Below are 21,055 nucleotides of genomic sequence, written 5' to 3' on the forward strand. Positions count from 1 at the left end.
CCCCTACCACCCTGGGGATTACGACCTCGGGATCGAAGGCCTCGGGATCGGGCTGGTGTCGGTGTCGTCGCCGCCGAACCTCTCCCCGAGCAGCGCCCGCACCACCGGGCGCGGTGGTAGGGACCGAAGCATTCGACTGGCCGGGCGTGGACGAACCAGCTGCGGCCACCAGAACCAACGTCCGAGCAGCGCGGCAATGGACGGCGTCATGAACGCACGCACGATCAAGGTGTCGAACAGCAGGCCCAGGCCGATCGTGCTTCCGACCTGACCGATGATTCGCAGGTCGCTGAACACCATGGAGGCCATCGTGAACGCGAACACCAGGCCCGCGTTCGTCACGACCTTGCCGGTGCCGCCCATCGCGCGGATGATCCCGGTCTTGATGCCGCCGGCCAGCTCCTCTTTCATCCGGGACACCAGCAGCAGGTTGTAGTCGGACCCGACCGCCAACAGGACGATCACGGACATCGGCAGCACCATCCAGTGCAATTTGATGCCGAGTATGTACTGCCAGATCAGCACCGAAAGCCCGAACGATGCGCCCAACGAAACTGCCACCGTACCCACAATCACCAAGGAGGCCACAAAACTTCGCGTGAGCACGAGCATGATGATGAAAATCAGGCAGAGCGCACCGATTACCGCGATGTACAGGTCGTATTTTGCCCCGTCGTGGAAATCCTTGTATGTCGACGCGGTGCCGGCGACATAGATCGGGGAGCCCTCGAGGGGCGTGTTCTTGAGCGCCTCCTGTGCCGCATTCTTTATGGGACCGATACGCGCCACGCCCTCGGGCGTCGCGGGATCGCCCACATGCGAAATGATGAATCGAGCCGCTTTCCCGTCGGGAGAGATGAAGGAGTTCATCGCCTCCTTGAAGTCCGGGTTCTCGAAGACCTCTGGGGGCAGGAAGAAGGAATCGTCGTTTTTGGCCGCGTCGAACGCTTCTCCCATGACGGTGGCGTTCTCGGTCGATTCGTCCACCGCGTGCATGGTCCCGGCCATGGTGCTATGCATGGTCAGGAGCATTGTCCGTGCGTGCTCCGCTATCGCGATCATTGTCGGGAACGACTCCAACAACTGCGGCAACAAAACGTCCATCTTGTCAAGGTCCTGCACGACCTCAGCCAATTTTTCGGTTATCGTGTCGACGCCGTCGAGCGTGTCAAAAATGGATCGCAAGGCCCAGCATAGCGGGATGTCGTAACAGTGCTTTTCCCAGTAGAAGTAACTTCGGACTGGCCTGTAGAAGTCTTCGAAATCCGCGAGGTGGTTTCTTAGCTCATATACGGCGTCGGCCGTTTCTTTCGTGGTGACGATTGTGCGGTGAGTAGTCTCTGTGATTTCTTTCTGCAATGCGTATATGTGCTTCATTATCGCGATTTGCTGGCTCATCAGGTCAGCCTGTTTGAGCATGTCATCAGTTCGAAGCTTTATGTACTGCATGTTTTGTAGCATGCCCGCGTTCTGCAGGCTGAGAAGAAATGGTATCGAGGTATGCTCGATCGGTGTTCCCTCGGGCCGGGTTATGCCCTGCACGCGAGAAATACCCGGAACACGGAATATCGCCTTGGCTAATTTATTCAGCGTGATGAAATCCGTCGGGTTGCGCAGGTCGTGGTTCGATTCGATCATCAGCATTTCGGGCATCATCCGGGACTGGGAAAAGTGGCGGTCCGCGGCGGCGTACCCGGCATTGGCCGGAACGTCTTTGGGTATATACAACCGGTCGTTGTAACTCGTTTTGTAGCCCGGCAGGGTCACCAGACCGATCAGCGCGATGGCTACCGTCCCGGCGAGAATGGGTGCGGGCCAGCGAACAATCGCCGTGCCGACGCGGCGCCATCGACCGAACCCGATCGTGCGCGTGGGGTCGAAGAGGCCGAACCCACTTCCGACGGCAAGAACCGCCGGAACCAAGGTCAGTGCGATCGCGACCGAAAGCAGCATTCCCAACGCGCACGGGACACCGATGGTCTGGAATATGGGCATCCGGGTGAAGCTCAGGCACAACATTGCCCCGGCGATCGTCAGACCGGAACCCAGGACGACGGGAGCCACCCCGCGGTAGGTGGTGTAGTAGGCGGTATCTCTCTCCTCGCCGGCCTGGCGGGCCTCTTGATATCGGCCGAAGAAGAAGATCGCGTAATCCGTCCCGGCCGCCATCGCGAGGGCCACCAACAGGTTGATGGCGAACGTGGACAGGGCGACGATGTTGTTATTGCCGAGAAACGCGATAAATCCCCGGGCCGCAAATACTTCGAGGCCAACTGTGAGCACCAACGGGATCACGGTTATGACCGAGCGGTAGACAAAAAGCAATACCGCAAAAATAATCACGGCACCGATTACGGTCATCTTCAGAATGGATCTGTTACCGCTCTCCTGCATGTCCGAAATGAGCGCCGCCGGGCCCGTGACGTAGGCCCGGACGCCGGGCGGCGGCGACGACCGATCGATGACGTTCCGAACCGCGGCCACGGAGCTCTCCCCCAGGGCCGTACCTTGGTTGCCGGCGAGGTTCACGATGACATATGCGGCCTTGGCATCGGGGCTTTGGGCACCCGCCTGCGTAAGTCGATCTCCCCAGAGATCCTGCACATGCTCGACATGGCGCCGATCGGCGGTGAGCTTGTGAACCAGGTCGGTGTAGTAAGCGTGAGCATCGTCGCCGAGTGGCCGCTGTCCCTCGAGGACGATCATCGCCAAGCTGTCCGAATCGGATTCCTTGAAGTCCCGGCCGATGCGCTTCATGGCCTGCACCGATGGTGCGTCCTGAGGAGCCAACGGTACTGAATGCTCTCGCCCGACGCGCTCGAGCGACGGGACTGCGAACGTCACAAGCAACGTCAGGGCGGCCCACGCCAGGATGATCAAAACCGCAAGCTTGCGGATCGTCCGTGCGATGAATGGGGCCCGAGGTTGGTGTTCGGTGCTCATGCGGCGCTCAAGTTGATAGTCCGCCACTTACCGCGGCTGTTTGAGCAGCGCGCGTACCAGTGGACGGGGTCCTGTCGGTCGAAGTAGCAGGCTGGCAGGGCGGGAGCGCACATTCTTCGGCCACCAGAACCAGCGTCCCAGCAACGCGGCGACGGATGGCGTCATGAACGCTCGCACGATCAGAGTGTCGAACAGCAGGCCCAGGCCGATCGTGGTGCCGATCTGACCGATGATGATCAGGTCGCTGACGATCATGGATCCCATGGTGAACGCGAACACCAGGCCGGCGTTCGTCACGACCTTGCCGGTGCCGCCCATCGCCCGAATGATGCCCGTCTTTATGCCGGCGCCTACTTCTTCTTGCATCCGGGCGACCAGCAACAAGTTGTAGTCAGACCCCACCGCAAGCAGGACCAGCACAGCCATCACCAGCACGAGCCAGTGAATTTGGATGCCGAGCAGATTCTGCCAGACCAGCACGGACAGCCCGAAGGATGCGCCCAGCGAGAGCAATACCGTGCCTACGATGACCAGGGCGGCGACAAAACTTCGCGTCATGATCAGCATGATGATGAAAATGAGGCACACCGCGGCCACCCCGGCGATCATGAGATCGTACTTCGAGCCGTCCACGAGGTCTTTCGTTAACGCGGCGGTGCCGGCGAGGTAGACCTTGGCGCCTTCCAGGGGAGTTCCCTTGAGCGCTTCCGCGGCCGCATTCTTTATCGCATCGACCCGTCCGACGCCCTCGGGCGACGCCGGATCCGCCTTTTGGGTGATGAGCAAACGGGCAGCCTTTCCGTCGGGTGACAGGAAAAGCTTCATGACTCGCTTGAAGTCGGCATCGTTGAACGCGTCCGGACCAATGAAGAAAGAATCGTCGTTCCTGGACTCGTCGAAAGCCTTCCCCATGGCTGTCGAATTTGCGCTGCTCTCGTCCATCGCGGTCATCGTCCCGGCCATGGTGCTATGCATGGTCAAGAGTGAGGTGTGCATGCTCTTCATGATCGCGATCATCGGGGGGAACTGCACGAGGATTTGCGGCATGAGCGCGTCTATGTGATCGAGGTCGACGATCATGTCCTTCAGTTTGTCGTTGAGCTCGTCGACGCCGTCGAGTGAATCGAATATGGATCTCAAGGAAAAGCAGAGGGGAATATCATAGCAGTGTTTTTCCCAGTAGAAATAACTCCGGATCGGCCTGAAGAAGTCCTCGAAATCCGCAAGGTGGTCTCGCAGCTCGCTGGTGATCTGCTGTATGTCGTGGGTCTCGGTGACCGTATGATGAGTCACAGCGACGAGCTGCTGCATCAGGTCATACATGTGCTCCATGATGTTGATCGTTTGCGCCAACTCGTTGGCCTGCCTGAGGAGGTCATCCATGCGGGCCCGCTGGAATGGCATGATCTGTTGCGACGCGGCTTGCTGCATGCTGAGCATAAACGGTATCGATGTGTGCTTGAGCGGGGTACCCTCGGGGTGAGTCAAGCCCTGCACCCTGGCAATACCGGGAACCGCGAGAATGCTTTTTTCTAGTTTGTTCAACACCAATGCGTCTGCCGGATTGCGCAGATCATGATCGGCCTCGATCAACAGGACTTCGGGCGACAACATTCGTGCAACGGCAAAATGCCGTTTTGCCGCCTCGAGACCCACCGAAGCGGGGATATTTTTGGGGATGTAATTCATGTCGTTGTAGCTGGGTTTGTATCCCGGCAGCGTCAGCAGCCCGATAAGGGTGACTGCTAATGTCACGATCAAAATGGGAGCCGGCCAACGGACGATCGCCGTGCCTATGCGCCGCCATCCATGCAGTCGGATCCTCCGTTTGGGATCGAACAGCCCGAAACGGCTCCCCACGTGGAGGACGGCCGGAACGAGGGTGAGGGCAACCGCCACCGCAACGAGCACGCCTACCGCGGACGGAACGGCCAGGGATTGGAACTGGGGCAGCCGGGCGAACTTGAGGCAGAAAAGAGCTCCCGCGATAGTCACACCGGAGGCCAAGACAATCTTGGCCACGCCGTGATATGTGGTGTAGTAGGCCACTTCCCGGCTCTCGCCGCCCTGGCGTGCCTCTTGATACCGCCCGACGAAGAATATTCCGTAGTCGGTTCCGGCCGCGATCACAAGGGCTACCAGCAGATTGACGGCGAAGGTGCTGAGACCGATTAGCCCTTGATCGCCGAGGAACGCGACAAGTCCTCGGGCCACCTGCAATTCGATTCCGACCATCAGCAGCAACAGAATTACGGTGACGATCGAACGGTAGACGAGAAGCAACATGGTGAAAATGACCGCGAGGCTGACCAGCGTGATCATCACGACCGTGCGGTCGCCACTGCTGCCCATATCCGAAACGAACGCCCCGGGGCCGGTGACATACGCCCGGACGCCGGGCGGCGCGGGCGTGTGCGCCGTGATGTATCGGACGGCTTCGACCGATTCGTTCGACAGGGCCGAGCCAGGGGCACCGTACGTGCTTATTTGCACATATGCGGCCTTACCATCGCCGCTTTGCGCGGCGCCGGTCAGGAGTGGATCGCTCCAGAAGTCCTGGATGTATCCCACGTGTTTCGGATCGTTCCGCAACTGGTGAATCAAACGGTCGTAGTACTTGTGGGCCTCGTCGCCGAGGGGTTGCTGCCCCTCCAAGACGATCATCACCGTGCTGCTCGTCGTCGAACCGGTGCCGGAATCGGCTTCCTTGAAGTCCTGCCCCATGCGCATCGACGCCTTCATCGCCGGCGCATCGTTGAGGTTCAGCGCTATCGAATGCGTTCGCTCGACCTGCTCCAACGAGGGGACGGCGATACCCAGGATTACGATGAAGGCCACCCACGCCAAAATGATCGGGATCGAAAACCGGTGAATCATCCGCGCCGCGAACGACGGCGGGGTGTGCACGGTGTCGAGGTCTTGTTCGCTCATGCGGCCTTCAGCAGGCAGAAGGTGAATGCGCTCACTTCGTTCGATACCTTCTCGGTTTTGACCACACCGTCCACCAAGATGCGGCAGCCAATGCTGTCGCTATCGCCTTGCGCGATGACGTTTCCGACCGCGGACGCCGCGGTGAGCTGGAACTCCAACGACCACGGCAAGGGCGCCGCCTTGATGCGCTGCGGTTCACCGTTGACGTCGAAATAGGCGATCTGCGCCACGGTTCCTGGCGGTCCGAAAACCTCGTACCTGAGATGCTTGGCGTTGTAGGGCTTGGGGTTTTGGCCCCGGGTGTCCGAATACGAAAGTTGTTTCTCAGAGCCGAAGATGCCATGCAGCCGCGACACCGTGAAGCCTCCGGCAACAACTACGGCGAGGATGACCAGCGGAACCCACAGCCGCTTGAGGACTCTGAAAATCGCCAACCCCCCATTTAGATGAGTGTTTCGGGCGCGTGCTCGCGGTTCGGGTGGAGGCTGGCGAACACGCCGCAGAAAATCCGTTCGACGGCCAGGTTCCGGGCTGACGTCGAGGGGACCGGTGTCGGCGGCGTCCGACCGGGCCTGCGCGAATTCTCGCACACCGCGTTCGACCACCGAAATCACCTTCCCACCAGTTTCGATACCCTGCATCACGTTAGCCGCCGGAACATGCACCCACATATCAGTCGGTGGTAACCCGCGTCGACGTTACAACGATTGTGGTGGGCGCCGCAGCCTGTTCGTGCGGCGGTCACCTCAACCGTGCCGCGCCTCGGGGAACACGAGCCGCCCTCGATGAGTAAATCATGTGGGCGGCGTCCGTAGCGGCTCGTTGCCAACGTGATACCGGATCGTATTGCATACCGGCGCCGTGGCCGCACGGCACCCGTCTTCCGTCCCCGTCAGCAAAGCGTGAAGCCGGCAAGGAGGACCGTTGAAAGCCGAAGGAGGGGACTGACAGCTAACGAAGATGGCGGCGGGGCCGCCGGTCGCGCTCCGCCGGGATCGAGGGGGCGGCGCCAGGAGTTTGGCGGAAGCCTGGACGGGCCCCGCCGGTCCGCACTACCGTTTGGACGAAGCTTCACTCATCTCGACTGGGAGGGTATGGAGAATCGGTGAGCGTCAATCCGTTCGACGACGAGAATGGCAGTTTCTTCGTCTTGGTCAACGACGAGGAGCAACACAGCCTGTGGCCGACATTCGCAGATGTTCCAGCCGGCTGGCGGGTGGTTTACGGCGAAGCGGACCGCACTGCGTGCCTTGAGTACATCGAACAGAACTGGCCCGACATACGGCCGAAGAGTTTGCGCGACAGGCTGGCAGCCGACAAAGCTTCCGATACGTAACCGCGCGCCGCGTCAGTCGATCTCGCCGGTCAGCTTGAACTCGGCCAGGGTGCGGGCAACCAGCTCGCGCAACGCGGCCTTGGTGTTCTCCGTGCCCGGTTGGTATGCCTCGACGGTGATGCCGACCGTGTCGCCTATGCGCCACGACTGGAGAGTCAGTTGGCCGCCCGCTCGTTCGAGCCACCCTCGGGTGACGTTTTGCCCGATCACTCGAATCAGATGCAGGGGATGCAGGTTGGCGGTGATGGTGGCGTAGTCGTCGTCGTTACGGGCGAGAACGTACACCAGCGCGCCGAGGTCGCGGAGATTCGAACAGAACACCGGGCGATCCGGGTCGTCGAGCGCATTATCGGCCAGTCGTTTCATCGCCCGCTTGGGCGTGAACGGGGCCAGCCACAAGAGCTGCCGCTCATCGTCGTCCGGTGTCTCGCGCATGGTCGTCAGCGCCTGCTTGATGGCAGCGCGGAGCTCGCGCAGATCCGTCGTCACCTCGGTCGGGTCGACACTGAGGCTTGCGTACGTCACCGCGATCGCGCGCGAATCGTCCTCGGTGCGGTCGCTCATGGGTAGCTGCAAGGTGACGGCGCCGTCACTGTCGCGCCGGCGCCCCAGGCGCTCCCCGAGCTTCGCGGCCAGACCGGCGAGCAGCGTTTCGCTCGTTCCGCCCAGCGCCTTGGCGCAGGCGTCCCACGCATCCACGTCGATGTGGACGGTGATGACCGGTACGACGACCACCTCGTCGCCGTCGCCGTCGCTTCCGCTGGGCGCGACGGGTCGCGATGCGGGTTTTTCGGCGTTTTCGCGGCGCTGGCGACGGGCCAGCTTTGCCGCCGCCACCAGCGCTCGGGCGGCCTCGGGCACGTCTTGCGCCGTTTCGCGGGCGTCCTGGATCATCGCGCGAAGTTGAGTGCGTGAACGCGGGGGCGGGTAGCCGAGGTCGTTCGTGTACGGGCGTAGGACCGCGTCGGCGATCGCAAGCGTGAGCCCGAAGCCGTCCACCAGGTAATGGGAAACCACCAGGCTGATCGCGGTCGAGCCGTCCGTAAGCGGAAGGACGCCGATGTGCCAACCGGGGCCGCGTTCGGGATCGGTGGGCTGCTGTGCCTGCTCGTCGGCCCAGTCGCTGAGTTCGGCGCGCGGACGCGCGGATCCGGCGATCTCGATATCCGCCGGCCCGCAGTCGGAGACCCAGCGGAACCGGGCGAACGGCACCCGTGAACGCTCGATGCGCCGTCCCAACAGCCCGTACCGCAGATTGTGGTTGAAGGCCCGCAGCCCATCGAGGTCGATGGCATGCCCATAGATCCAGACGACCTGAACGACCACCTGTCGGCCGATGGCCCGATGCTGCGCGAACAAGGCATGATCCAAGATCGCGAGCCGATTGTCCGGCCGCCCACGACCTTTCGATGCCCGGCGCCGTGCCCGGCGTGTTAGCTCCGGCACCGCTCAGCCCTCGCCGACGCGGATCGACGGCGAACGATGCCGCGCAGGCCGAACCAAATCATCACACGAGACTAACCGATCCGTTTGTTCGCATGGACCAGTCGCATCGATGTCTCGAACCAAGCGGGACTATTGATTTCACCGGCCACGCACTGACACCCGCGGGCAAAACCCGGTCCCATCGGCTGGTCCATGCTTACACTGTCTCGACGAAACCGACGTTCGGGATCGTCGACATCGACCAAAGCAGGGTGTGTGATGATCTTGACCATGAGTGGCCCGGCTGCATCAGTTATGTTGCGGCGCTTGGTGTTTGGGCCAGCTATCATCGAAACGGCGCCGCCGTGGCCGGCGACGTCATGCGCGTGTCCGTGAGTTGTGCGCGCGCCCGGTCGGCACGGCGGCCGGTGCGGAAGGCGCGACCCGGCGCGACCGAAGCGCGGTGGCAATGACTGACGTCGGTGGTGCGGCAGCCTCCACCGGGCCGATCGCACGGGGCAGCTTCGCCCGGGTCGGAACTGCGACCGCGCTGACCGCCGTCTGCGGCTACGGGGTGATCTATCTGGCGGCCGGCGACCTGGCTCCGGCCGGCTTTTCGGTATTCGCGGTGTTCTGGGGGGCCTTCGGCATGGGCACCGGCGCCACGACCGGCCTGCTGCAAGAAACCACCCGCGAAGTCCGCTCGATACCGTACGCCGACGTCACCGCGGGCCACGGCACCCATCCGCTGCGGGTGGCCGGGATGACCGGCGTTGTCGCGGCCGTGGCGATCGCGGGTAGTTCGCCCCTGTGGAGCAGGCAGGTATTCGCCGCGGAACGCTGGTTGTCGGTGGGCCTGCTCAGCGTCGGACTGGCCGGATTTTGCCTGCACTCCGCCCTGCAGGGCATGCTGGCCGGTAGCAATCGCTGGACTCACTACGGGGCGCTGATGGTGAGCGACGCGATCATCCGGGTGGCGGTCGCGGTCGCTACGTTCGTGATCGGATGGGGCCTGGCCGGGTACTTGTGGGCCACCGTCGGGGGCGCCACGGCGTGGCTGCTCATGCTGATCGCCTCGCCCACGGCGCGAGCCGCGGCCCGGCTGGTGACGCCAAGCGGCACCGCGAGATTCCTGCGCGGCGCGACGCATTCCATCACCGCCGCCGGTGCCAGCGCGATTTTGGTGATGGGGTTTCCGGTGCTGCTCAAGGCGACGTCGAACGAGCTCGGCGCGGCGGGAGGCGTCATCATCCTGGCGGTCATCTTGACCCGCGCGCCGCTGCTGCTGCCGCTGTACGGAATACAAGGCAACCTGATCGCTCATTTTGTGGACGAACGCACCAAACGGCTTCGGGCGCTCATCGTGCCGGCGGCGATTATCGGGGGGATCGGCGCGATCGGCGTGCCGGCCGCCGCACTTGGCGGGCCCTGGTTGCTGCGGGCTGGATTCGGTCCCGACTACCACGCCAGCGCGGCGTTACTGGCCTGGCTGACGGCGGCGGCGGTGAGCATCGCCATGTTGACACTCACCGGCACCGCGGTGGTCGCGGCTGCGCTGCATCAGGCGTATTCGCTGGGCTGGGTCGGCGCGACGGCCGCATCGACGTTGTTGTTGCTGCTGCCGCTACCGTTGGAGATTCGCACGGTGATCGCGTTATTGTGCGGTCCGTTGGTCGGAATCGCTATCCATTTGGCCGCGTTGGCGCGGCCACTCGGCTGATCGGGGTTGTACCCGTCGTCGACGACCACCATGCTCCTGTTACCTATTCGCGCGAAACCGAGGAGGATGCTGATGAATCGACCCCGTGGGGTGCTGCGCGGCCAATCCGCGCGCACGATCCTGCTGGGCACCATTCTGGTCATGTCGGCGGTTTCGGCTGCGACGGCCTTCTTCCTGACCCAGTACTTCTCGGTCGACGTGCTTTCCTCTTTCTTGTGGATCCCCCAGGACTGCTGGCTCGATTTGGGTATGAAGATCGGGCGACACTGCTTCAGTGACCACACAATGGTCGCGGGCGCCGCAATGCGGCCCAACCCCTGGGAACCGTTCGGATCAATTCCCCCCGATTACGAGCCGTGGCAGCTCGTGTACCCGGCGGCTGGAATACTGCCGCATCTGGTTTTCGAGCTTCCGGCGAAGTGGCTGGGTGCACCGCGTCTGGGGCTGGTCGGCTATGAGTTGGCGCTGACGATAGCGGCCCTTTCTCCCGCGTTCTGGGCGTCCCGGGGGACACGTGGCGTGGAGCGGGCGGTGGTCTTCGTAGCACTGGGCGCCGCGGCCATCCCAGTGTGGGCGGTGATCGATCGGGGCAACTCAGTGGGATTCGTGGTGCCGATCGCGCTGGTTTTCTTGGTGGCGTTGTGCCGCCAACGGTGGGGCCTGGTGACGATCATGGTGGTGCTGGCCGCGCTGTTGAAACCCCAGTTCGCCGTCCTGGCGGTGGCGCTGTTGGCGGCCCGCCAATGGCGGTGGGGCGGCCTCGCCATCGGCGGCGCCGTGATCTCCAACCTCGCCGCCTATCTGCTGTGGCCGCGGGACTTTCCGCAGACAATCACACAATCGATGCAGTCCCTCGTCCACTATGGCAACTCGTTCGCCTGGCTTACCGACCTGCGGAACATTTCCTTTAGCAGAACGCTCCTGCTGGTCCCGGATGCCGTCAAGGGGGCCCAGACGGGCGGCAAGATACCGGAGGGCTTCCTGGCCGGCCCGCGACCGCTGATTGGATATGCCGTCCTGGCTCTCGTCATCGTCTGCGTGCTGGCTCTGGGGCGACGCATCCCTCCTGTCATGGTGGGCATTGTGCTGCTGGCCAACGCCACACTCTGCATCTCAGTGGTTGCTTCCTACTACCTGGTATTCGTCTTGCCAATCGCTGCGCTGGTTGTCCGAGACCCCGACGGGCCGCAAGGTGCCGGGATATTCGACGGACTTGCCCGCCGCGGCGACCCCCGTCGTCGGGTTGGCATCTGGGTAAGTTTGGCCACCGCGCTCAGCATCGCCCAGGTCGCCATGCCGATGCTGTACCAAGTACCAACCTTGGGACAGCGGGGGCCCAAGGGGGCCAGCGGTACCACGCTGTTCGCCGTCACCACGGTGCCTCTGACGCCGTTCTTGTGGCTGGTCGCGTGCGCGGTGATCATCGTCTCCTACGCGCGTAGACCGGCTCCCTCAGACGACGGTGAAGAGGTCACGCGGGACGGCGCTCGGGACACAGAGGCGAGCGGCTCACATTCATCCGAGCCGATGGCGGAGTCCTCACCGCAAGGAATGCCCGGCCAGCCGGGGCCAAATTGACGTTCCCGGGGAGATCGGGACGAGCGTCACGAACCGCAATCGCCTAGTAGAGAGTTGCCCGAGTACCAGGCGACAGGACCGCCGGGCATCGAGCAGCATCGGATCGTGAGAGCGTCACGCCGGGACGCGCCCAGCGAATACGGTCTCGGCCCCAGTGCCGTCGTCCGAACCTGCGTAAACCTCGGGCTCGAAGCCCGCGTCGCGCACGTAATCGACGATGTCGCGGCCGAACTCGGTAAACGCCAGCAAATCGGCCCCCACCGGGATGAACCGGTAAGCCCCGCTGCCTCGGCCGTGGTAGAGGGGTGGCATCAGGTGGACGATCTCGCCGTCGTCGCCTATCCGGGCCCGTGTTTCCGTCGTCGCGCGCGTCCAGACGACTGGCACCGTGAAGACATGGCGACCTCCAGGCCGCAGCACCCGTCGCGTCTCGGCCAGCGCGGTTCGGAAGTCGTGAACGTGTTCCAGGGTGTCAGACGACAAGACGAGATCGAAGGCAGCATCGGGGTAAGTGAGGTTACAGATGTCTTCGTTCCGCACGCCGTCGATGACCTCGCCCAAGTGCTGCGGCCCGCGGTAATCGGAGAACGCAAGCCGCGGGAGCCGCCGCAACAGAGTGTGCAGCGATCCGAGCGACCCGATCGTGTTTACCTCGGCGACGTCGAGGGCACGGAACGCGGGATCCTCGATCAGTTCAGCCAACGACCCGCACCTAGGGGAGCCGTACAGAGCGAGCAGGACTTCGGCGATCCGCCTGACTCTTAGGCTGCTGCAGCAGGATCGGCAGAACATGCTCTCGCGACGGGTGTTGGCGCGCGACACGGCGGGATCGGCCCAGAAGTCGTGCTGGTCGTCGGGGATGGTCCAGGAATTGAAGACGAACGTGGTATCAGCACCGCAGGCCACACAGCGGCCGGCCTCGTCGGCGCGGCGGTCGCGCGGCGGGCGCAGGTTGAGTAGCACAGGCCGGCCCATCCGGACTTTCATCGCCGCCGCCACAGTGACGGCGTTGAAAGCAATCATGACTCGGTCTCCGGTTTGGTCCACTACCTCGGAAGGGGCGCGATACGAAAGAAGCCTAGCGCCACGATAAATCACGAACTAGGTTCCTGCCCATGACATCGATCCCTCACCCGGTGCTCTCGGTTGTCGCGTCTGTCGCGACGAGGAGGGTATGCTGCCGGAGTTCATCCGGCTGTCGCAGCTAGTCATGTCGCACAGCCGGTTCGCTCATCGGGCCTTTCCGTTCCACCGTAATCCCGCCGAACTCCGCCTAGCCGAGCAGCAGGAGGCAGCGTTGTGACGCCAGTGGTATCGGTCGTCGTGCCGGTGTACAACTGCGTGGCGTTCATCGATGCGACCATGCAGTCGATTTTGGCGCAGACATTCAACGATTTTGAACTGGTGGTTTCGGACAACGCATCTACCGATGGCACCTGGGAGGCCCTGCAGCGTTACGCAGTCGATCCCCGTGTCCGCTTGAGCCGACACGCGTCCAACGTTGCAGCGATCGAAAACTTCCAGTCCGTAACCGATCTCGCGACCGGCGATCTTCTGAAGCTGGTCTGCGCCGATGATCTTCTGTACCCGGATTGCCTGGCGGTACAGGTGGCGGCGTTGACAGCGCATTCGTCGGCAGTGCTGGCCGCATGCACCATGGACGTTGTCGACGCCGCGGGGAAGACAGTATTTCGGAACCGCGGGCTCGCAGGATTGCGCGACGAGGTCGCCGGCAGCCGGGCTATCCGCCGCACCGTGCTCGCCGGCACGAATATTTTCGGCGCGCCAGCGTGCGTGATGTTCAGGCGCACCGCCCTAGTCGACGCCGGCGGTTGGGATGGTCGCTCTCCCTTCGTCCTTGATCTGGCGACTTACTGCGCAGTGCTGCTTCGTGGCAATCTCGTTGCGGAGCCGCGCCCGCTTGCGGCGTTCCGGCTGCGCCGGTCGCAGTGGAGTGAGGAGCTAGTGCGGACTCACCCCGATTATCACCATGTCATCGGTTTGCAGCGTGAATTGGCCGCCGCGCGGCCAGGACTGCTTGGCCGGCGCCATCTCTTCTTCGGCAGTGCGCGAGCGCGCGTGAACGCCCTCGGACGGAAGGCGGTGTACCGGTGGCTTGGCAGGCGGTTGGACCCGAGCCCCGCCGCGACGGCGGCGCCGCCGGACGGATGCTGATGTTGCATCGCTGAGTTGTCGTCGCAGTGCCGGCACAACGTCCAAAGAGCGGACCTGGCATGGAAGCGCGCCCACCTTGAAAGCACGAACTCCCGCGGATGCTGTGCCGGGCGATGCTAGAGTCTCATACTCGTGACCGTCACTCGTGTGGTTCGTCGCGGGGTCCACGCGCTTGCAGCTGAGCCCCGCACGTTCGATCTCCTCCGCTGGATCCTCGAAGCGGGGTACCGGGGTGAGAAGAACGTCCTGCGGAGGGAGGGGATCGTTGAGGCGGCGTCCGTTCTCGACCTAGGCTGCGGGACTGGCGCGATGGCGGGCTCTTTCCGCCCCGAGACTTACGTCGGGGTGGATCTGAATGCCGACTATGTCGCACGCGCCCGTGCCACGAAGAGCCGCTACCGTTTCGAGGTTGCGGACGGGCGATCCTTGCCGTTCGCGGACGGCTCCTTCGATGCGGTGCTGATCAACGGGGTGATCCACCACCTCGACGACGCTACGGCGCAAAGCTTCCTACAGGAGAGCCGGCGCGTCCTAATGCCCGGAAGGGGCGTCCTGGTGATAACCGAGCCCGTTCCGACGCGGAGCCGATGGAACTGGATCGGGCGCCTGATCGTCCGGCTCGACGAAGGAGATTTCATCCGGCCACCAGAGCAATACGTCGAGATGGCCTGCGGAGTATTCGGCCAAGGGGCGGTCCGCCACTATCCGAGCTCGAGTGGGGTGTCCGACCGCGAGGTAATCGTGGCCCACAACGCCGCCCGTCCTGATCACGGTCCCGGTATTCGGGCAGAGTGAGTACACCGTGTGCTCGGAGGCGAATTGGAGTGTAAATGCGGGAAGTATCTAACCATTGCAATCTTTCTTTCTAATTCGGTACCCCATGAAACAGTTTGCCAACGACATCCCCGCCGAAGTGTCTGGGTATTTTACTGTCATAGTTGAAGATAACTTGAGTCACACCCGTGGACCAGTAGGTCGGCTGAGGAATTGGCCGAGTTCGTACCATTCGAAACATAAGCGAGCCCGATGAAGGCCGTATTATTGGCCGGCGGTCTTGGTACTCGACTCAGCGAGGAAACCGCGGTCCGCCCCAAACCGATGGTGGAGGTCGGCGGACGGCCAATACTGTGGCATATCATGAAGCTCTACTCCTATCATGGCATTCATGATTTTGTCGTTTGCTGCGGCTACAAGGGCTACGTCATTAAAGAGTATTTTGCCAACTATTTCCTGCACATGTCGGACGTGACTTTCGATATGTCCGCCAACAAGATGGAAGTGCATGAGCGCCACGCAGAACCTTGGCGGGTAACGTTGGTGGATACTGGTGAAGCCACCCAGACAGGCGGGCGCCTCAAGCGCGTGTCGGCTTACATCCGGGGCGATGAGGCTTTCTGTTTCACCTATGGCGATGGGCTCAGCGACGTGAACATCGGCGCAAGCATCGAATTTCACCGTCAGCACGGCCGTCACGCCACTGTCACGGCGGTGCTTCCCCCTGGCCGCTACGGTGCCATCGAGTGCGCAGGCGACCGGGTCACCCGCTTTGTCGAGAAGCCGCGTGGAGATGGCGGCCTAATCAACGGCGGCTTTTTTGTCCTATCGCCCGCGGTACTCGATTACATCGAGGACGACCAGACTTCCTGGGAAGGTCCGCCTTTGGCTCGTCTGGCTGCCGACGGCGAAATAATGGCCTTCGAGCATTCCGGCTTCTGGCAACCCATGGACACGCTTCGAGACAAGAACCTGCTCGAAGAGCTGTGGAGTAGTGGCGAAGCACCGTGGAAATGCTGGCGTTGAACGTATTCGGGGCTGCCTATCGCGGCTGCCGGGCTGCCTATAGCACCGATGCGGTCGACTCAGACCTGGGCTGGACGACGGCATGAACATTCTCGACACCCCACTGCCCGATCTGAAGATCGTTCAGTCGGCGCCCCACCGTGATGCTCGAGGCGTGTTCGTGCGACTGTTCTGTGCCGACGAACTCCAGCCTTTGCTGGGCCACCGCCAGATCGCACAGATCAACCACTCCAGAACCAGCCACGCCGGGGCCGTGCGTGGCTTGCATTTCCAACGCCCGCCATATGCGGAAATGAAGATGGTCCGTTGCCTTCGCGGCCGGGTCTGGGACGTGGCAGTGGACGTGCGGCCGAAATCCTCCACGTTCTTGCGCTGGCACGCCCAGGAATTGGCGCAAGACGACGCGCAGATGTTGGTGATCCCCGAGGGCTTCGCTCACGGCTTCCAGGCCTTGGAGCCGGACAGCGAATTGTTATACCTCCACACGGCGTTCTACCATCCGCCTTCCGAGGGCGGGCTGCGGTATGACGACCCGCGGCTGGCCATCACATGGCCATTGCCGCCACAGGACATTTCACCTCGTGATCTTTCCCATCCGCTGCTGGGTTTGGATTTCGCCGGAGTCGAGTTATGAAATGCCGGCACTGCAGCGCCCCCTTGCAGCACAGTTTTGTCGACCTGGGCTTTGCGCCCCCTTCCAACGCCTACCTCCATGCCGAGAATCTGCGTGAGCCGGAGGTGCATTACCCGCTGCGTGCGAAGGTGTGTCACCGGTGTTGGTTGGTACAGACCGAGGATTACGCCCGCGCCGAGGAACTGTTCAGCTCCGACTACGCCTACTTCTCCAGTACCTCGACCAGTTGGCTCGAACACGCCACCGGCTATGTGCGCATGATTACCGAGCGGCTGCAACTCGGGCCGGAGAATTTTGTCATCGAGGTGGCCTGCAACGATGGCTACCTACTGAAAAACTTCATGGCGGCGGGCATCCCCTGTCTGGGCATCGAGCCGACCGCGAGCACCGCCGCAGCCGCCGAGGCGCTGGGACTCCCGGTCAGGCGAGAATTCTTTGGCGAAGCGTTGGGGCGCCGACTGGCTGGTAACGGACGGTGCGCAGACCTGATTTTGGGCAACAATGTTTATGCCCACGTGCCCGACATCAACGACTTCACTCGCGGATTAGCCGCCGTGCTGAAGCCCGAAGGCACCGTCACGCTGGAATTTGCCTACTTGATGTCGCTGATCGAACAGACCCAGTTCGACACTATCTATCACGAGCACTTCTCGTACCTGTCGCTTACGGTGGTCGCCCGCATCTTTGCCGAGGCCGGCTTACGCGTGTGGGACGTGGAAGAGTTGTCCACCCACGGGGGCAGCCTGCGAGTCTATGGCTGCCGTGCCGACGCGGCGATCACCACTACCGACCGCGTCGATTCGCTGTTAACTCGTGAGGAGCAGTATGGGCTGACCAGGCTTGGGACCTACACCGCCTTCCAGCAGCGTGCCGACCGGGTCAAGGACGATCTCCTGGCCTTCCTCATCGAGCAGAAGCGCGCCGGCCGGCGCGTGGCGGCCTACGGAGCTGCTGCGAAAGGTAACACCTTGTTGAACTATGCGGGTGTCAGGCCGGACTTGCTGCCGTACGTGTGTGATGCCGCGGAGTCCAAGCAAGGGAAATTCATGCCAGGAAGTCACATTCCAATCTATTCGCCTGAGGCACTGCGGCAGGCCCCCCCCAACTATGTGATCATCTTGCCCTGGAACATCGCCCGTGAGGTGCGGACTCAGCTGGCTGATCTTGTCCACAGCGGCACATGTTTCGTGACGGTGGTTCCCGAATTGAGTTTCCTGTGAAGCCCCGGATTCTGTACAGCAAGCCGTTGGCCGGTTGCCGACGCGGCCGCTAGCTAGCACCCTCCTCAACCAACCGAATCTCGCCCGGAGGAGCTCGACAGAACTCACCTAATGTCGTTCCGTACGCCGAGGATGCGCGGTGGGTCAAAGATGTTCTCGGGCCTTGCCCCAAAACGCAACAGGTCACGCCGACCGTACTCGTCGGCAATGCGTTCGGCGAGTTGCCGAACGGTCATGGCTTCACCTGAGCAGATGTTCACCGCGCCCTGGTGTCGCCCCAGCGCGACATCGGCGATCATCCGAGCGGCGTCTTCCACATCGAGGAAATCACGCACCTGATCCCCGCGAGTGAGGAGCACTTCTTGCCCAGCCCCCAGTTGCCCGCGGATGTATGGCACCAGCCGCCGCTCATCTTCACCTTCCCCGTACAGGTAGAAAATCCGACACCAGGCAAAGCTCACATCCTCCCCACCAAGAAAACAGCGGAGCACCTGAAAGGCCGAAGCCTTGCAGGCGGCATACAGGGTATTCGGCGCCAATGGGGTATCGGTCGTCATCAGGCCTGCGGAAGAGTCGTACTCAGCGCAGGTTCCGACACCAACGAGTCGCTTGCCGCCGACTGCCGTGAAGGCGGAGGCCAGATTGAATGTGCCGGTGAGACACGCAAGGTTCAGTGGCGACGTGAGGTATTCGCCCGGCTCCGCATACCAAGCCGCATGCACTAGGGTTTCGGACCCTTCGAGTAACTCTTCCAAACGGCCGCTTGTCTCTGCGAACAAGTCGGGCGTCTGCACGACCTCTAGTGCTCCACTTGCCTGGATACTGTCTAGACGGGACGGATCGCGAACGAGCACCTTCACCGAGCAGCCGCGTTCGAGAAGGTTACGCAGGATCTGCCTTCCGACGAATCCCGTCGCTCCGGTCAATGTAACGGTCATAGGAGCTTAAGCCCCGCCAGAGTTGAGAGCTGGTTCCGCGGGGAGAGGATGACACTTGTGTCGATGTTCACCGCTTTCTCCAACGCAGCTCGTCGTCCAGAAACCCAGCAGTCATCAGCTGCTGAAGCCGTCTCAGTCGGATTCTGCTTGACGTTCTGAATTCGGGGCTAAGCCCTGATACTCGGGCAAGATTCGCTGCTAACTCTTGGATCGCCTCTTCGATACACACACGGGGCTGATGGTTCGGGGCGACCTGTTGCCACGTGGAAAAGTCCACTCGATAACTACGAGTATCCGGCGCAGCGTTCGAATTCACTGAGACGGAAACGCCACCCAGGATCGAAGCAACCGCGTCAGCCAGATCCTTCATGCGGAAGTTCCAGTCGGCGCGCCCCACGTTCACCACGAGATAGGGCGGAAATGATTGCCGTTCTTGACTTACGGCCCATTCGACTGCGAGCGCCATATCTTTGACGTGTATCAAGGGCCGCCACGGCGAGCCATCCGAAAGGACGACGATGCGACCCACGGTCATCGCTGAAGCGACAAAGTCATTGAGCACCAAGTCAAGTCGTACACGAGGACTCCATCCACAAGCCGTGGCAAAGCGCAGGCTCGTTACTCGGAAGTTTTGCGTCGTCAGAGCTTGAAGGTCACTTTCGGCTGCGACCTTGGAACGGGCATACTCCGTTTGTGGATCGAGGTAGCTTACCTCCGTACGGTCGCCGTCTCCACGACCGTAGACACTGGCACTCGAAGCAAGCACGAACCCCTTCGCTCCCTGCGCGCGGGCTAGGGAAGCTACTCTGACGGCCTCGCGGTGGTTGACCTGACGCGTCAAGCTCGCGAAACGATCTCCCATCGGATCATTCGAAATCGCCGCGAGGTATACGACGGATTCGTAACCCTCAACGTCCTCTGCGGTTAGGTCGCGAACATCCGTGAAGCTGAAGCTGTCGTACAGCAGCTCAGGAAGAGGTCCCGCCCCATCGCACTGATCGGCGAACCATCCAGCATCAATGCCGTGAACAGATACGTCCGGTGATGAGTACTTGAGTCTGCGGATCACCTCGGGACCGACGTACCCCGATCCGCCAATGACGAGGATTCGCTTCACCTGCACCCTTTAACCCTCAGAATCCAAATCACTGGCTGCACTCTAACAACAAGTGTCGGTTGGGGACGCCGCGATGGGGAGAGCGAACGCCACCGTAGTGCCGCGAATTCGCGAATCACGATTGGACCGAGGCCGCAATCGGAAGCGGAGTGCCGGTAACCTGAGACATTCCCGACTAGCGTTCTGGGTAGGAATCCGGCTCGAGTCAACCGCATCGAATCTCCTTGGACGCGTGACCGAAAGCAACGCGAAAATGTCACCCGCCCAACGGTATCCGTCGGGTGGCAACAGAAGAATAAGGTTCAGCAAGCAGGGCTACCAACACTGGCAAGGCACACGCGCCGTAGTACGTCGTCGTACACGCGCTTGACCGTCACGGGAAACGGCGTGATCGCCACGTCCTGAAAATCGTACGAAAAGTGTGTGCACAGCCGCAGGTCCCGCACCTGGTACTGCGAGGACGGGCTGGTTCCGAGCGCAATGCGGACCGCGCGGTGGGCAATCTGTTGCACTGTCCGCACGACGGTGCATACGGACACGGGACGTTGAGACGCGATGTTTCGCAGCAACGGCGTCGACGGCTGCCTGTACAACGCATTCTCGACCAGTGTGCGCACCATCGCGGCGGCGTCATCGACGTACAAGTAGTCGCGGAGTGTCTCCATCGGCACGAAAACGTTCAACGATTGCCGCGTGACTGCGGCCCGGCATAGCTGACTGACGAGACCCTGCTGTTTCACAAGGTTCTGACCAGGCCCGGCGAGGTTCGAGAACCGACCGATGACGAGCGGGACGCAGCCCCCCAGCGTCGTCTGCAGGATCTCCTCCTGAGCGAGTTTCGTCTCCCCGTACCGACTCACTGGCCGTGGCGTCGTTGACTCACTGAACGGCGGGTGAGCAGACCCCGCATAGATGCCGCCCGCGGAGGACGAGAAAAAGAATGCGCCCCGACCGGCCGGCCGCGAATCTCGCATCCTCGTAACGAGATGAGACAAGATGCGCGTCTCCGCGGCGAGTGCTTCGGCGGTGGAACCGACGACGGCGCTACCGGCGGCCCAAACGACCGACCAATCGTCGTTTCGGGCCTCTTGGATGAATCGGTTGAGGTCGGATTCGAGTACCCCGGCCGCCGCATCGTGATTCCCCCATGGCACCGGCAGTTCCATGAACTTCTGGCCCATCGCCCGCGAGACAGCACTGCCGAGCAGACCGCCGCGGCCTACGATCCAGGTCAGCAC

16 protein-coding genes are annotated in these 21,055 nt (G+C 62.3%); 8 read left to right on the top strand and 8 right to left on the bottom strand.

Annotated features, from left to right (window positions below; all coding sequences use genetic code 11):
• Window positions 1-18 precede the first annotated feature (18 nt).
• From OQ968_RS21860 to OQ968_RS21870, 3 genes are read right to left on the bottom strand one after another with little or no spacing between them, the layout of a single operon-like run.
• Window positions 19-2,943, bottom strand: coding sequence for an RND family transporter (locus OQ968_RS21860; protein WP_324681470.1), 2,925 nt, complete (start codon window positions 2,941-2,943; stop codon window positions 19-21).
• Between the two features lie 27 nt (window positions 2,944-2,970).
• The gene (locus tag OQ968_RS21865; RefSeq protein ID WP_324681401.1) at window positions 2,971-5,874 is read right to left on the bottom strand and encodes an RND family transporter; all 2,904 of its coding nucleotides are present in this window, start codon (window positions 5,872-5,874) and stop codon (window positions 2,971-2,973) included.
• A complete protein-coding gene (locus tag OQ968_RS21870) occupies window positions 5,871-6,308 on the bottom strand; it encodes an MmpS family protein (RefSeq protein WP_324681472.1) in 438 nt (145 codons plus the stop codon). The genes OQ968_RS21865 and OQ968_RS21870 overlap by 4 nt, the downstream gene beginning before the upstream one ends.
• A 671-nt stretch (window positions 6,309-6,979) precedes the next feature.
• Here OQ968_RS21870 and OQ968_RS21875 point away from each other — a divergent pair.
• Entirely contained in the window at window positions 6,980-7,210 is a 231-nt protein-coding gene (locus tag OQ968_RS21875; RefSeq protein WP_324681402.1) for an MbtH family protein, read from the top strand.
• 12 nt (window positions 7,211-7,222) lie between these two features.
• Here the strand turns inward: OQ968_RS21875 and OQ968_RS21880 are convergent, their stop codons facing one another.
• Window positions 7,223-8,656 (bottom strand): hypothetical protein, encoded by a 1,434-nt coding sequence (locus OQ968_RS21880; protein WP_324681403.1) that lies wholly within the window; start codon window positions 8,654-8,656, stop codon window positions 7,223-7,225.
• Window positions 8,657-9,104: 448 nt separating this feature from the next.
• On the opposite strand from OQ968_RS21880, the gene OQ968_RS21885 reads away from it, so the two are divergent.
• Together OQ968_RS21885 and OQ968_RS21890 are read left to right on the top strand one after the other, a co-directional pair.
• Window positions 9,105-10,355, top strand: a complete 1,251-nt coding sequence (locus OQ968_RS21885) for a hypothetical protein (protein WP_324681404.1) — start codon at window positions 9,105-9,107, stop codon at window positions 10,353-10,355.
• Between the two features lie 72 nt (window positions 10,356-10,427).
• Entirely contained in the window at window positions 10,428-11,933 is a 1,506-nt protein-coding gene (locus OQ968_RS21890) for a hypothetical protein (RefSeq protein WP_420715979.1), read from the top strand.
• A 114-nt stretch (window positions 11,934-12,047) separates the two neighbouring features.
• Here the strand turns inward: OQ968_RS21890 and OQ968_RS21895 are convergent, their stop codons facing one another.
• Window positions 12,048-12,956 (bottom strand): class I SAM-dependent methyltransferase, encoded by a 909-nt coding sequence (locus tag OQ968_RS21895; RefSeq protein WP_324681405.1) that lies wholly within the window; start codon window positions 12,954-12,956, stop codon window positions 12,048-12,050.
• Window positions 12,957-13,232: 276 nt separating this feature from the next.
• Here OQ968_RS21895 and OQ968_RS21900 point away from each other — a divergent pair, with 276 nt between their 5' ends.
• The 5 genes from OQ968_RS21900 (at window position 13,233) to OQ968_RS21920 (ending at window position 17,762) form a co-directional block, all read left to right on the top strand.
• A complete protein-coding gene (locus OQ968_RS21900; RefSeq protein ID WP_324681407.1) occupies window positions 13,233-14,108 on the top strand; it encodes a glycosyltransferase family 2 protein in 876 nt (291 codons plus the stop codon).
• Between the two features lie 132 nt (window positions 14,109-14,240).
• Window positions 14,241-14,903, top strand: coding sequence for a class I SAM-dependent methyltransferase (locus OQ968_RS21905; RefSeq protein ID WP_324681409.1), 663 nt, complete (start codon window positions 14,241-14,243; stop codon window positions 14,901-14,903).
• A 231-nt stretch (window positions 14,904-15,134) separates the two neighbouring features.
• Window positions 15,135-15,908 carry a glucose-1-phosphate cytidylyltransferase gene (gene rfbF, locus OQ968_RS21910; protein ID WP_324681410.1) on the top strand — a complete coding sequence of 258 codons (774 nt, stop codon included), beginning with the start codon at window positions 15,135-15,137 and terminating at the stop codon, window positions 15,906-15,908.
• A gap of 82 nt (window positions 15,909-15,990) precedes the next feature.
• Window positions 15,991-16,542 (top strand): dTDP-4-dehydrorhamnose 3,5-epimerase family protein, encoded by a 552-nt coding sequence (locus tag OQ968_RS21915; protein ID WP_324681411.1) that lies wholly within the window; start codon window positions 15,991-15,993, stop codon window positions 16,540-16,542.
• Window positions 16,539-17,762, top strand: a complete 1,224-nt coding sequence (locus OQ968_RS21920; RefSeq protein ID WP_324681413.1) for a class I SAM-dependent methyltransferase — start codon at window positions 16,539-16,541, stop codon at window positions 17,760-17,762. The genes OQ968_RS21915 and OQ968_RS21920 overlap by 4 nt, the downstream gene beginning before the upstream one ends.
• Before the next feature lie 104 nt (window positions 17,763-17,866).
• On the opposite strand, the gene OQ968_RS21925 is transcribed toward OQ968_RS21920, so the two are convergent.
• From OQ968_RS21925 to OQ968_RS21935, 3 genes are all read right to left on the bottom strand, one after another.
• Window positions 17,867-18,700, bottom strand: coding sequence for an NAD(P)-dependent oxidoreductase (locus tag OQ968_RS21925; RefSeq protein ID WP_324681414.1), 834 nt, complete (start codon window positions 18,698-18,700; stop codon window positions 17,867-17,869).
• 67 nt (window positions 18,701-18,767) lie between these two features.
• The gene (locus OQ968_RS21930) at window positions 18,768-19,823 is read right to left on the bottom strand and encodes an SDR family oxidoreductase (protein ID WP_324681416.1); all 1,056 of its coding nucleotides are present in this window, start codon (window positions 19,821-19,823) and stop codon (window positions 18,768-18,770) included.
• A 296-nt stretch (window positions 19,824-20,119) separates the two neighbouring features.
• Entirely contained in the window at window positions 20,120-21,055 is a 936-nt protein-coding gene (locus OQ968_RS21935; protein ID WP_324681417.1) for an NAD-dependent epimerase/dehydratase family protein, read from the bottom strand.

The organism is Mycobacterium sp. 663a-19, assembly GCF_035616495.1.
GTDB lineage: Bacteria > Actinomycetota > Actinomycetes > Mycobacteriales > Mycobacteriaceae > Mycobacterium.

Coding starts and splice junctions, on each gene's coding strand:
- OQ968_RS21925 (WP_324681414.1), bottom strand. CDS start 18,700: ATGACCGTTACATTGACCGGAGCGACGGGATTCGTCGGAAGGCAGATC.
- OQ968_RS21860 (WP_324681470.1), bottom strand. CDS start 2,943: ATGAGCACCGAACACCAACCTCGGGCCCCATTCATCGCACGGACGATC.
- OQ968_RS21915 (WP_324681411.1), top strand. CDS start 15,991: ATGAACATTCTCGACACCCCACTGCCCGATCTGAAGATCGTTCAGTCG.
- rfbF (WP_324681410.1), top strand. CDS start 15,135: ATGAAGGCCGTATTATTGGCCGGCGGTCTTGGTACTCGACTCAGCGAG.
- OQ968_RS21865 (WP_324681401.1), bottom strand. CDS start 5,874: ATGAGCGAACAAGACCTCGACACCGTGCACACCCCGCCGTCGTTCGCG.
- OQ968_RS21890 (WP_420715979.1), top strand. CDS start 10,428: ATGAATCGACCCCGTGGGGTGCTGCGCGGCCAATCCGCGCGCACGATC.
- OQ968_RS21920 (WP_324681413.1), top strand. CDS start 16,539: ATGAAATGCCGGCACTGCAGCGCCCCCTTGCAGCACAGTTTTGTCGAC.
- OQ968_RS21895 (WP_324681405.1), bottom strand. CDS start 12,956: ATGATTGCTTTCAACGCCGTCACTGTGGCGGCGGCGATGAAAGTCCGG.
- OQ968_RS21885 (WP_324681404.1), top strand. CDS start 9,105: ATGACTGACGTCGGTGGTGCGGCAGCCTCCACCGGGCCGATCGCACGG.